Source organism: Pseudomonas sp. R-28-1W-6 (assembly GCF_009799925.1).
In the GTDB taxonomy this organism is placed as follows: Bacteria; Pseudomonadota; Gammaproteobacteria; order Pseudomonadales; family Pseudomonadaceae; genus Aquipseudomonas.
This window is the reverse complement of record NZ_WELK01000003.1, coordinates 144,423-156,498: the sequence shown is the minus strand read 5'-3', so window position 1 is coordinate 156,498 and position 12,076 is coordinate 144,423. Positions and strand designations below refer to the sequence as shown.

Here is a 12,076-nt window from a genome sequence, read left to right as displayed (position 1 = left end):
TTTTACAAGTCGGGCGATTGTTGCCCTGGCTGGCCGTTACCCGCGGAGTCACCGCAGGTAACGGCGCGCGTACAGACTCAGGGCATCTGTACCTCGATCACCCCATCGGCGGCCATGCTCACCTTGCTGCTGCCGGCCTCGATCTGCGGCGCCGGGGCGCTCTTGCTGAAGCTGCCGCTGTCCATGGCCATGGCGCGCATCGGCAGCACCGGCTGGAAGCCGCCGCTGCTGAGGTTGAGGTTGACCAGCTTGTAGCCCTTGCCGCCGACCGCCTCGGTGGCCAGCTGGGCGCGGGCCTTGAACGCGGCCACGGCGTCCTTGATCAGCGCGTCTTCGCTTTTCTGCCGGGTCTCGTCGGCCACGGCGAAGCTCATCTCGGCCATCTTCAGCTCGCCGAGCAGGTCGGCGCTGAGTTGCGCCAGGGGCGCGAAGTCGGCGCTTTCCAGGCGTACCTCGGCACGTTCGCGCCAGGCGCTGATCTTCTTGCCTTCATCCTCGTACACCGGGTAGCTGTGACGGCTGCCCAGGCTGACCTTGACGCCCTTGACCTGGCGCGCCCGTTCGAGGGCCTGGTTCAGGGTCTGGGTCATGGCCGCGGCCAGCTTGGCCGGGTCCCGGTCCTGCGCCTCGCTGTAGAGGGTTACGTACATACGGTCGTGGGCCACTTCCTGGCTGACCTCGGCGCGCAGGGCGACCTGGTTGTAGCGGGCCTCCTCGGCCTGGGTCGACAGGCTGGTCAGGGCTATGACGCCGAACACCAGGGTGGCGGCGATACGGTTGAGAGCGTGCATGGAGACTCCTTGCGGGTAGTTGTCCTAGGTATAGACGCGAATATCTGACCAGGCGGGTTAGATCCGGTTCGCTATTTTTCCCGCTTGACGGCCTGCGGCGAGTTGCCGCAGGCAGGCGGGCGGAGGCGGGTGGTGGTTATACTCGCCGCAATTCACCGGAGCCGCCATGTACGCGACTGTCCAACTGTTTTCCGCCAGCCGGCAGAACCTCTGGCGCCTGACCCTGATCCGCCTGCTGGTGCTGGCCGCCCAGGCCGGTTCGGTGGGCATCGCCTACCTGTCCGACCTGCTGCCGCTGCCCTGGCTGGCGCTGAGCGTCACCCTCGGCATTTCCCTGGTGCTGTGCCTGCTCACCGCCCTGCGCCTGCGCGGACCGTGGCCGGTGACCGAGCTGGAGTACGCCACCCAGCTGGCCTTCGACCTGGTCATCCACAGCGTGCTGCTGTATTTCTCCGGCGGCTCGACCAACCCCTTCGTCTCCTACTACCTGGTGCCGCTGACCATCGCCGCGGCGACCCTGCCGTGGTTCTACTCCATGGTCCTCAGCGGCCTGGCCTTGAGCGGCTACACCGCGCTGCTGATCTGGTACCACCCGCTGCACCTGAACAATGTGCAGCACGAAGCCATGCTGATCAGCCTGCACCTGTTCGGCATGTGGATGAACTTCGCCCTGTCGGCGGCCTTCATCACCTTCTTCGTGGTCAAGATGGCCGGTGCTTTGCGCCGCCAGGACGAGTTGCAGGCGCTGCGCCGCGAGGAGGGCATGCGCGACCAGCAACTCCTCGCCGTGGCCACCCAGGCCGCCGGCGCGGCCCATGAACTGGGCACGCCGCTGGCGACCATCAGCGTGCTGCTCAAGGAACTGCGCCAGGAATACCGCGACAAGCCGGCCCTGCAGGACGACCTGGCGCTGCTCCAGGAACAGGTCAAGCTGTGCAAGGAAACCCTGCAGCACCTGGTGCGCGCCGCCGAGGCCGATCGCCGTCAGGCCGTGGCCGAGCAGAGCGCCGTGCAGTGGCTGGAGGCGACCCTCAACCGCTGGCACCTGATGCGCCCGGAAGCCACCTACCGCTACCAGTGCCTGGGCCTGGGCGCCGTGCCGCGCCTGCTGCCGCCGGCCGACCTGACCCAGGCCCTGCTCAACCTGCTGAACAACGCCGCCGATGCCTGCCCGGACAAGCTGGATATCCGCCTGGACTGGGACCACCAGTGGATGGTCCTGAGCATCCGCGATCACGGTGCCGGCGTGCCGCTGGCGATTGCCGAGCAGCTCGGCAAACCCTTCTTCACCACCAAGGGCAAGGGCTTCGGTCTCGGCCTGTTCCTCAGCCAGGCCAGCGTGACGCGAGCCGGCGGGTCGGTGAAACTGTACAACCATGAAGACGGCGGTACGCTGACCGAGCTACGCCTGCCCAGACTGGCCCCCGGAGATGAACATGAGTGACGAACCCCTGATCGACGGCGAAGAGCAACCGCACCTGTTGCTGGTGGACGACGACGCCACCTTCACCCGCGTGATGGCGCGGGCCATGGATCGTCGCGGCCTGCGCGTCAGCGTGGCCAACTCGGCCGAGGAGGGCCTGGCCCTGGCCAAGGAGGACCTGCCCGACTACGCCGTGGTCGATCTGAAGATGGAGGGCGACTCCGGCCTGGTTCTGCTGCCCAAGCTGCTGGAGCTGGATGCGGAAATGCGCGTGGTGATTCTCACCGGCTATTCGAGCATCGCCACCGCCGTGGAGGCGATCAAGCGCGGTGCCACCAACTACCTGTGCAAGCCGGCCGATGCCGACGACGTGCTCACCGCGCTGCTTTCCGAGCATGCCGACCTGGACAGCCTGGTGCCGGAAAACCCGATGTCGGTGGACCGCCTGCAGTGGGAGCACATCCAGCGCGTGCTGGCCGAGCACGAGGGCAACATCTCCGCCACCGCCCGCGCCCTGGGCATGCACCGGCGTACCCTGCAGCGCAAGCTGCAGAAGCGCCCGGTACGCCGCTGAACCTCCGGCATGAGTGGGAGCGACTTCAGCCGCGAAAAGGCCTCACCGCCTGGCTAATGCCGCTCTCACGCATCTACCGCCGATGAGCCGGGAATTCAGCGGCTGAAAGCTTGGCGAAAGCTTTTCGCCGCTCTTCACGGTTATCATTAGCCCCCTACCTAGTTAGCCGGGGCCGCCATGCTCGCCGTTATCCAGCAGACCCTCGCCATCACCGCCCCGGTGTTTGCCATGCTGTTCCTCGGCGTGGGCCTCAAGCGCCTGGGCTGGATCGACGCGCGCTTCATCGATACCGCCTCGGCCCTGGTGTTCAAGGGCACCATGCCGGTCATGCTGTTCCTCGCCATCCTGCATGCCGACCTGAACACCGCGCTGCAGCCGGCGCTGCTCGGCTACTTCCTGCTGGCCACGCTGCTGGGTTTTCTGCTGGTCTGGGGCTGGGCGATCCTGCGCATCCCACGCGAGGAGCGCGGCGTGTATACCCAGGGCGCCTTTCGCGGCAACAACGGCATCGTCGGCCTGGCCCTGGCCACCAGCCTGTACGGCGACTACGGCCTGTCGCTGGGCGGCATCCTCGGCGGGGTGGTGATCCTCTCCTACAACAGCCTGTCGTCCATCGTCCTGGCCATCTACAGCCCGCAGGCCAAGGCCGACCTGTGGAGCATCAGCAAGAGCATCCTGCGCAACCCCCTGATCCTCGGCGTGCTGGCGGCGATCCCGTTCGCCTACTGGCAGGTCAAGCTGCCGACCTGGCTGCTCACCTCCGGCGACTATTTCGCCAGCATGACCCTGCCGCTGGCGCTGATCTGCATCGGCGGCACCCTGTCGCTGGCCTCGCTGCGCCAGGGTAGCGGCCTGGCCCTTAGCGCCAGCCTGTGGAAGATGCTCTGGCTGCCGTTGCTGGCCACCTTCGGCGCCTTCCTCTGCGGCTTTCGCAATGCCGAACTGGGCATCCTCTTCCTGTATTTCGCCAGCCCCACGGCGGCGGCCAGCTTCGTCATGGCCAAGGCCAGCGGCGGCAACCACGAACTGGCGGCGTCGATCATCGTCCTCACCACCCTGGCGGCGGTGCTGAACACCAATATCGGCCTGTTCGTGCTGCAGTGGGGCGGCTGGATCTAGATGTAGGTTGGGTTGAGGAGCTCTGCGACGAAGCCCAACGGGCGGTGCCGGCCTGCGCTTCCTCGCGTTGGGCTTCGCTGCGCTCAACCGCAACCTACGGCAGGAAGTCCACCCGCAGGGCGTGGCTGCCACTAGCGACCCGGTTGCGGCGTGCTTGGTCGATCGGCACTTGCCATCCCTGGCTGTCACATGCCTGCGTGACGATTGAAGCGTTTTCGCTGCCAAGCGTTCTGCAGTTCTGGCGGCCCATGATTGCCAGGCGCGCTCGCGCTCGCTAGCCTTGGCGACTTAGCGCCATTAAAGGATTAATCATGCGCCCTGCGCTGTTGCCGCTATGCCTGACGCTGTTTGCGTCGGCGGCCCTGGCAGAACCCACCGCGAGCCTGGATGGCCCGACCGCCGGCTGGCGTTATTCCGGCCTGCTCGACCGTACGGAAAACGCCCGTGTGGCCTACCCGACGCCGCCGATCGACCGTGGCGCGCAGCGCAACCGCAGCCTGATCGAAGGCAGGCTCGCCGGTACCCAGGGCCTGCGCCAGCCCCATGTGCTGGCGGTCAACGGCAACCCGCTGCCTCTCTATACCGACGCCGAAGGGCGTTTCGCCCGGCCTTACAACTTCGGTGCCGGCTCCAACAGCGTCGAGCTGCGTGCCGACGGCCAGCCGCTGCGCCGCGTGCAGTTCTATGAGGCCAACACCCAGAAGACCCCGGCGCGGGTGCGCATCGTCCTCGGCTGGGATGACCCGCAGGCCGAGCTCGACCTGCACGTGGTCACCCCCGACGGCCAGCACGCTTTCTGGGCTGACCCGGTGATGAGCAATGGCGGTGGCCTGGATGTCGACAGTGTCGACGGCCCCGGCCCGGAAATGTTCAGCATGACCGCGCCGCTGCACGGCACCTACCTGATTTACGTGAACTACTGGGGCAACCTGAACAGCCAGGGCTACAACTTCCAGGCCGGCAGCAACCTCAACGAGGTGATCACCTCGCAGATCAGCCTGGTGTTCAACGAGAACACCGTCAACGAGAAGCGCGAGACGTTCGTGGTGCCGCTGCGCACCATCGGCGATCTGCTGCTGATCAAGTCCTTCAACTATTGATTGTTCCCTGAGCAGGGATGAACCGGGGTTTGCAGACATGAGCGAAAACACCACACCCGTCGCCGCCAGCGAAGGCGCACCGGCCAGTCGGCGCATGCGTCCGCTGCTGATCGCCCTGGCGGTAGCCGTGCCGGTGGCGGCCGCCGGGATCTTCGGCTGGCTGTGGCAGAACCAGCAGGGCGAGCGCCAGCTGGGCGAGGCGAACCTGCTGGGCCTGGACCTGGCGCGCCCCGACGTGCTGATCGAGAGCGCTTCGCTCAGCCGCCTGCCTAAGGACCTGCTGGCCGTGCCGCTGCTGCGCGACACCCTGACCGAGGACCTGGTGTTCTACTACGAGGCCAACGCCGACCGCCTCGGCCTGACCGGCAGCCTGCGGCGGATCATCTACGAACACGACCTGCAGCTGCGCGACAACCTGCTCGACGAGTTGCTCGACCAGCCGGCCGAGGTCGCCCTGTGGCGCGATGCCGGCGGCCGCCTCAAGCACTTCCTGGTGGTGATCGAGCGCGGCGGCCTGGCCAAGGCCCTGGAGCCGCTGGCCAAGGTGGCGCTGGACGATAGCCAGCTGAGCCAGGCCGGCGAGTTCATTGTCGATGGCGAGACGGTGCCGTTCTACCGCCTGCGCTACAACAACGACCGTTCCCTGCTGTTCGCCTCCCATGGCGACCAGCTGTTGCTGCTGTCCAGCGTCGACATGCTGTTCGCCCCCGAGCCAGAGCCTGAGCCGGCGTCTGCCGAGGCGGCCAGTGCGGATGACCAGACCGAGGTGGCTGCCGTCGATCCGGAAGCGGCGACCGCCGCCGAGGAGGTCGTCGCCGAGCCGGTCGAACCCGCAGAGCCGCGTGGCCCGCTGCTGGCCAAGGTATCGACCGATGCGGCCGAGGCGCTGCTGGCTGGCCAGCATCCCTTCCCCGAGCGTTTCGGCCTGGAGGCACGCGGCGCACTGGGGCAGCGCATCAGCCTCAGCTCGGACTTCCTCGCGCTCGGCTATCAGCGCTTTATCCCGGCTTTCGCCGGCCTGCGCTTCGAAATGGATGCCCAGGGCTGGCACAGTTTCTTGGCCCTCAACGAGGTAGAGGATCAGGGCCAGTTCGACTTCACCCCGGTGTGGCGCGCCATGCCCATGGGTGCCAGCGCCTGCGTCGCCCTGCCGGTGGCGGCGGCGGTGCCCGAGCGCCTGCTGAGCAAGGTCGGCGCCGAGGCCAAGGTGGCCGCCGAGCTGGGTGGCCAGCTCAGCGGCACCGCCGGCCTGTGCTGGTACGCCGAGTCGCGCCTGCACTCGCCGCTGCTGGTCGGCACGCTCAAGGGCGAGGCCGGCGCGCAGACCGACGCCGAGCTGGGTAAGCTGTTCAACAGCCTGATCGGCGCCTGGGAAGCCAATGTCGAGGGCGGGCAGTTCCCGGTCGAAGACAGCGAACAGGGCAGCACGCACAAGTGGCAGCGCCAGGTCGGCTCCAACTTCGGCCAGTACCCGGGCGGCGAAGCCGAGAACCCGGATGCGCTGTCCTCCACCGGGTTCTTCCGCGTCAGCCTGGCGCGGCACGGTTCGACCCTGCTGTTCTCGCTGGATGACCGCCTGGTGAGCAAGGCCCTGGATACCCTGGACAAGCGTTTCCCGCCGCTGGCCGACGTGCTGCCCAAGGACGCCCTGGTGCCGGCCTACCTGGCGCCGCAGACCCTGGCCGCGCTGTTCGAACGCGAGACCTTGGAAAGCCTGCCGGAAGACATGGAACCGGTGTTCCGCAACGCTGCGCAGAGCAACCTGCTGCCCAAGCTGCGCGCCCTGTCCACCCACGGCAAGTACGCCCTGACTCTGCCGGCCGACAGCGAAGCCAGCAGCGCCTGGCAATGGCTGCCGCTGCAGTGGCGCGCCCTGTGAGAGCTCGGCAGTACCTGGCGGTCGCCTACCTGCTGCTGTGCAGCCCGGCGCTGCTGGCCCAGGCCGCGCCGGCGCTGGACGCGCAGCAGTCCCAGGTGTTCCGCGCCTGGTTCGTGCGCATTGCCCAGGAGCAACTGCGCCAGGGCCCCAGTCCGCGTTGGCAGCAGCAGGACTGTGCCGGCCTGGTGCGCTTCGCCGCCAACGAGGCGCTCAAGCTGCACGACGCCAAGTGGCTGCGCGCCAACGGCCTGTCCAACCGCTACCTGCCGCCGGAGCTGGAACTCAGCGCGCAGCAGCGCCAGCTCGCCCAGCAGTGGCAGCAGGGCGGCGGGCAGGTCGGCCCCTACGTCAACGCGATCAAGCTGATCCAGTACAACAGCCAGTTCCTCGGCCGCGACCTCAACCAGGCGCGCCCCGGCGACCTGATGTTCTTCGACCAGGGTGACGACCAGCACCTGATGATCTGGATGGGCCGCAACATCGCCTATCACACTGGCACCACCACCCAAACAGACAACGGCATGCGCTCGGTGAGCCTGCAACAACTCATGACATGGAAGGACACCCGATGGATACCCGACGAATCCAACCCCAATTTTATCGGCGTCTATCGACTGCACTTTCTCAGCCGATGAGGGCTCTGCACTTGCCGCGTCTAGCCGCTGCGGCCCTGCTGTTCGGCCTGTTGCCGTTGGGCGTCCAGGCCGATGACAACGTCGAGTCGAGCAACTACTCGCCGGTGGCCGGGCAGTCGTTCTTCCTGCTGGCCGACGCCAGCTTCGCCACCGACGAAGTGGCCCAGGTGCGCCTGGAGGCGCCGGGGCGCGACTACCGGCGCTACATGATGGAGCCCTACGGCGGCGTCGACATGCGCGTGTACCGCATCGAAAAGCCGCTGGACTTCCTCAAGCGGCAGAAGAACCTGCACCGGGTGGTGGCCGAGGGTGAGTTCAAGGGTGAGGGCCTGTCCAACACCCTGAGCTACCTGTGGGACAGCTGGTACCGCACCTCGCGGCGGGTGATGCAGCGCGCCTTCTCCTACGAGTCGCGCAAGCAGGTCACCGAGGAAGCGCCGGAGCTGAAGATGGGTGACGCGATCAAGGCGCCCACGCCGTTCGAGGCACAGCCGCAGTACGCACCGATGAAGGGCCTGCCGCTGATCGCGCAGTTCCGCTACCCGCTGTGGGACGCCAAGCCGATCCAGCCGCCCAAGGGCGTCGAGCTGGCCGGCTCGTCCAGCTCCTTCGTCAGCGTCAATCCGGGCAACGTGTATATCCCGCTGGGCAAGCTCACGCCGGGTCTGTACCTGGTCGAGGCGCTGGTCGGCAAGTTCCGTGCAACCACAATAGTGTTCGTCTCCAACACGGTGGCGGTGAGCAAGATCGCCGGCAACGAGCTGCTGGTGTGGACCGCGCACAAGCGTGACGGCGCGGCGGTGGCCGGGGCCAAGGTACTGTGGAGCGACGGCCTGGGCGTGATGAGCAGCGGCAGCACCGGCGAGCAGGGCCTGCTGCGCCTCAAGCACGCCAGCCCGGAGCGTTCCTACGTGCTTGGCGAGGACGGCGAAGGCGGGGTGTTCGTCTCCGAGAACTTCTATTACGACAGCGAAATCTACGACACCAAGCTCTACGCCTTCACCGATCGTCCGCTGTACCGCCCCGGCGACTGGGTGGAGGTGAAAATCGTCGGCCGCGAGTTCAAGAACGCCCGCGACTCGGTGGCTGCCCAGGCCGCGCCGCTCAAGCTCAGCGTGCTGGATGCCACCGGCACCGTGCTGCACAACCTTGACCTGGCCCTCGACAGCAAGGCCGGCACCCAGGGCCGCTTCCAGCTACCGGACAACGCCGTGGCCGGCGGCTACGAGTTGCGCTTCAGCTATCGCGACCAGCTATACAGCAGCGCCTTCCGCGTCGCCGACTACATCAAGCCGCACTTCGAGATCGCCCTCGACCTGAGCAAACCGGACTTCCGTACCGGCGAGAAGGTCAGCGGCAATCTGGTGCTGCTCTACCCGGACGGCAAGCCGGTGAAGAACGCGCGCCTGCAACTGAGCCTGCGCGCCCAACAGCTGTCGATGATCGACAACGAGCTGCAGTACCTCGGTCAATTCCCGGTCGAGCTTTCCAGCAGCGAGCTGAGCACCGACGACCAGGGCCGCGCCGCTCTCGAACTGCCGGCGGCGGACAAGCCGAGCCGCTACCTGCTCACCGTGTTCGCCAGCGACGGCGCTGCCTACCGGGTCAAGGTCAGCAAGGAAATCCTTATCGAGCGCGGCGCCGCGCGCTATCGTCTGCAAGCGCCGCAGCGCTTCAGCGCGGTGGGCGAGGCGGTGCCGTTCAGCTACCACAGCGAGCAGGCCAGCGAACTCAAACCGGCCAGCTATGAGTGGGTGCGCCTGGAAGACCAGAGTCAGCACAGCGCCAGCCTGGATGACGACGAGCAGGGCTTCAGCCTCAGCTTCGAGCGCCCCGGCACCTACAGCATCACCCTCAAGGACAAGCACGGCCTGATCCTCGGCGCCACCGGCCACGCGGTCAGCGGCGACGGGGTCAAGGCGGTGGCCGGTACCGTGGAAGTGGTGTTCGACCGGGACGAGTACCAGGCCGGTGCCGAAGCCCTGGCGCTGATCACCTTCCCCGAGCCGGTCGGCGATGCCCTGTTGACCCTGGAACGCGACCGGGTGGAAGCCACCGCGCTGCTGTCCAAGGGTGGCGACTGGCTCAAGCTGGAGAAACTCAACGACACTCAGTACCGCGCGCGCATTCCGGTCGATGACCACTTCGCGCCCAACCTGACCTTCTCCGTGCTCTACACCAAGGGCGGCGACTACAGCTTCCAGAACGCCGGGATCAAGGTAGCCAAGGCGCAGGTGCAGATCGCCGTGAGCACCGACAAGGAACGCTACCAGCCGGGCGACACGGTCACCGTCGACCTCTCCACCCAGTTCCAGGGCAAGCCGGCGGCCACGCGCCTGACGGTCAGCGTGGTCGACGAGATGATCTACGCCCTGCAGCCGGAAATCGCCCCGGGCATCGACCAGTTCTTCTACCACCCGCGCCGCAACAACGTGCGCACCAGCGCCAGCCTGTCCTTTATCAGCTACGACGTGGCCCTGCCGGGCAACCCAACCGCACCGGGCCGCGCCAACCGCAGCGAACGTGGGGTCAAGGTGTTGGAGCGGCCGCGCCGCGAGGAAGTCGATACCGCCGCCTGGCAACCCGACCTGGTTACCGATGCCGACGGCAAGGCGCGCTTCAGCTTCCGCATGCCCGACTCGCTGACCCGCTGGCGCATCACCGTGCGCGCGGTCAACGAGGCTGGCGAAGTGGGGCAGAAGAAGCAGTTCATCCGTTCCGAGAAGCCGCTGTACCTGAAGTGGAGCGGGCCGACCCTGTTCCGCGCGGGTGATAAGCCACAGCTGGGCCTGTTCGCCTTCAACCAAGGCGAAGAGAGCACCAAGGCCGAGCTGGTCACCCACTATGCCGGCCAGGAGCAGCGTCAGGCGGTCGAGCTGGAAAAGGGCGTGAACTACCTGGCGCTGCCGCCGACCGCCCTGGTGGCCGGCGAGTGGCGTGCCGAACTGGTGCAGGGCGGCCAGCCGGTGGATGCCCTCGGCGTGACCCTGCGCGTGGCCGGCGAAGGCTGGCAGCGCCTGCACACGCAGAGCCTGAACCTGAATCCGGGCAGCAACCCGCTGAGCCTGCCGGCCGATGCCGGCAATATCCGCCTGCGTCTGGATAACAGCTCACAAGCGCTGTTCCGCTCGGCTATCGACGACCTGATCGAGTACCCCTACGGCTGCGTCGAGCAGACCGCCAGCCGTCTGCTGCCACTCAGTCTGGCCTACCCGACCCTGGCCAAAGGTGAGGCGCGCATCGGTGAGCGCCTGCGCCTGATCATGCAGAACAGCCGCCTGCGCCTGGTGCAGATGGCTGGCCCGGAAGCCGGTTTCACCTGGTGGGGCGAAGACGGCGAGGCGGATGCCTTCCTCACTGCCTACGCCTACTACGCCGACTGGCATGCCAGCCGTGCGCTGCACATCAGCCTGCCGCCGGAGCACTGGCAGCGCGTGCTGGAGGTCTACGCCAAGCAGGCGGCGAACACGCCGCTGCTGCAGCGCGCGCTGATCCTCGACTTCGCCCGCGAAATGCAGCTACCGGTGAATACCCTGCTGGAAGGCCTGCTGGTCGAGCTGGGTCAGGCCGGTGAAGGCGATGAAGTCATTCTGGACGATGCGGGTCTGACCAGCCCGGTGATGGCTGCGCCGAACTCGCAGTTGGGTCTGGCGCTGGCGCGGGTACTGGCTGCCGAGCTGGCGGCCGCCACCAAGGTCAGCCTGCCGGCGGCCTTCGCGGCTGGCCTGGATGGCGCCCGCCAGCAGGTGGCGAGCAGCACCCAGCCGTTCGCCGAGGCGCTGCGCCTGTCCCGTGGCCCGCTCGATCCCTTGCAGATCAACGCCCTGCTGCAGCGCCTGGCGCCGGAGCAGGCGACCCTGGAGCGCGCACTGGCGCTGACCTGGCTGCAGGATCGCATCGAGCAGACACCGCCGCTGGCGCTGCCGGAACCGGGTGCCGGCTGGCTGGCCCAGCAGGGCGCGACTGGCGAGAGCTGGTGGCAATGGCAAGGCCAGCAGCCGCCCAAGGAACTGGCCCTGCCGGCCGAGCAGAGCGGCGCCGTGCATGCCGCACTGAGCTACGACAGCGCCGCCGCGCCGAGCGGCGAGCTGCCGGTCAAGGTCAGCCGCCGTCTGCTGCGCCTGGTGCCGGGCGAGGCTGCCTTCAGTTTCAGCGTCGAGGAAGTCGGCGACGGTCCGCTGTCCAGCGACGAGCTGTACCTCGACGAAGTGACCCTGGAAGGCGGCGACGAGGAACATGCCTATCGCTACGGCCTGCTGGAGGTACCGCTGCCGCCGGGCGCCGATGTCGAGCGCACCACCTGGGGTATCCAGATCAGCGGTCTCGACTCGGAAGAGGCGGCGCCGCTGGAGAAGGCCCGCCACGAACCGGGGCAGATGCTCTATGCGGTGCCGGTCGACAGCCTGCAAGGCAGCCTGCAGCTGCGCCACCTGGTGCGCTTCTCGCAGAAAGGCCAGTTCCACCTGCCGCCGGCGCGTTACGTGCGCATGTACGACCCGCAGCAGCAGGCCGTGGAGCAGGAAGCGGCACTGGCCGAGCTGAGGGTCGAATAAGC

8 protein-coding genes are annotated in these 12,076 nt (G+C 67.4%); 7 read left to right on the top strand and 1 reads right to left on the bottom strand.

Annotated elements, in window-relative coordinates:
* Nucleotides 1-77 precede the first annotated feature (77 nt).
* Nucleotides 78-791, bottom strand: coding sequence for an SIMPL domain-containing protein (locus tag F3I62_RS08400; protein WP_160489186.1), 714 nt, complete (start codon nt 789-791; stop codon nt 78-80).
* Between the two features lie 166 nt (nt 792-957).
* Between F3I62_RS08400 and F3I62_RS08395 the strand changes: the two genes are divergently transcribed.
* The 7 genes from F3I62_RS08395 (at nt 958) to F3I62_RS08365 (ending at nt 12,074) form a co-directional block, all read left to right on the top strand.
* Complete coding sequence (locus tag F3I62_RS08395; protein WP_160489185.1) at nt 958-2,235, top strand: ATP-binding protein; 1,278 nt, start codon at nt 958-960, stop codon at nt 2,233-2,235.
* Nucleotides 2,228-2,788 (top strand): response regulator transcription factor, encoded by a 561-nt coding sequence (locus F3I62_RS08390; protein WP_160082103.1) that lies wholly within the window; start codon nt 2,228-2,230, stop codon nt 2,786-2,788. The genes F3I62_RS08395 and F3I62_RS08390 overlap by 8 nt, the downstream gene beginning before the upstream one ends.
* A 177-nt stretch (nt 2,789-2,965) precedes the next feature.
* Nucleotides 2,966-3,907, top strand: a complete 942-nt coding sequence (locus F3I62_RS08385; protein ID WP_160489184.1) for an AEC family transporter — start codon at nt 2,966-2,968, stop codon at nt 3,905-3,907.
* Nucleotides 3,908-4,218: 311 nt separating this feature from the next.
* Complete coding sequence (locus F3I62_RS08380; RefSeq protein ID WP_160489183.1) at nt 4,219-5,007, top strand: YfaP family protein; 789 nt, start codon at nt 4,219-4,221, stop codon at nt 5,005-5,007.
* Nucleotides 5,008-5,044: 37 nt separating this feature from the next.
* Nucleotides 5,045-6,886, top strand: a complete 1,842-nt coding sequence (locus tag F3I62_RS08375) for a DUF2138 domain-containing protein (RefSeq protein WP_160489182.1) — start codon at nt 5,045-5,047, stop codon at nt 6,884-6,886.
* Nucleotides 6,856-7,521, top strand: coding sequence for a DUF1175 domain-containing protein (locus F3I62_RS08370; RefSeq protein ID WP_160489181.1), 666 nt, complete (start codon nt 6,856-6,858; stop codon nt 7,519-7,521). Before F3I62_RS08375 ends, F3I62_RS08370 begins: the two co-directional genes overlap by 31 nt.
* Nucleotides 7,518-12,074, top strand: coding sequence for an alpha-2-macroglobulin (locus F3I62_RS08365; protein ID WP_372240097.1), 4,557 nt, complete (start codon nt 7,518-7,520; stop codon nt 12,072-12,074). Before F3I62_RS08370 ends, F3I62_RS08365 begins: the two co-directional genes overlap by 4 nt.
* Nucleotides 12,075-12,076: the final 2 nt, after the last annotated feature.

What these genes read in the sequence shown, in the direction of transcription:
- F3I62_RS08400 (WP_160489186.1), bottom strand. Translation starts at nt 791, where the DNA reads ATGCACGCTCTCAACCGTATCGCCGCCACCCTGGTGTTCGGCGTCATA.
- F3I62_RS08395 (WP_160489185.1), top strand. Translation starts at nt 958, where the DNA reads ATGTACGCGACTGTCCAACTGTTTTCCGCCAGCCGGCAGAACCTCTGG.
- F3I62_RS08390 (WP_160082103.1), top strand. Translation starts at nt 2,228, where the DNA reads ATGAGTGACGAACCCCTGATCGACGGCGAAGAGCAACCGCACCTGTTG.
- F3I62_RS08385 (WP_160489184.1), top strand. Translation starts at nt 2,966, where the DNA reads ATGCTCGCCGTTATCCAGCAGACCCTCGCCATCACCGCCCCGGTGTTT.
- F3I62_RS08380 (WP_160489183.1), top strand. Translation starts at nt 4,219, where the DNA reads ATGCGCCCTGCGCTGTTGCCGCTATGCCTGACGCTGTTTGCGTCGGCG.
- F3I62_RS08375 (WP_160489182.1), top strand. Translation starts at nt 5,045, where the DNA reads ATGAGCGAAAACACCACACCCGTCGCCGCCAGCGAAGGCGCACCGGCC.
- F3I62_RS08370 (WP_160489181.1), top strand. Translation starts at nt 6,856, where the DNA reads ATGGCTGCCGCTGCAGTGGCGCGCCCTGTGAGAGCTCGGCAGTACCTG.
- F3I62_RS08365 (WP_372240097.1), top strand. Translation starts at nt 7,518, where the DNA reads ATGAGGGCTCTGCACTTGCCGCGTCTAGCCGCTGCGGCCCTGCTGTTC.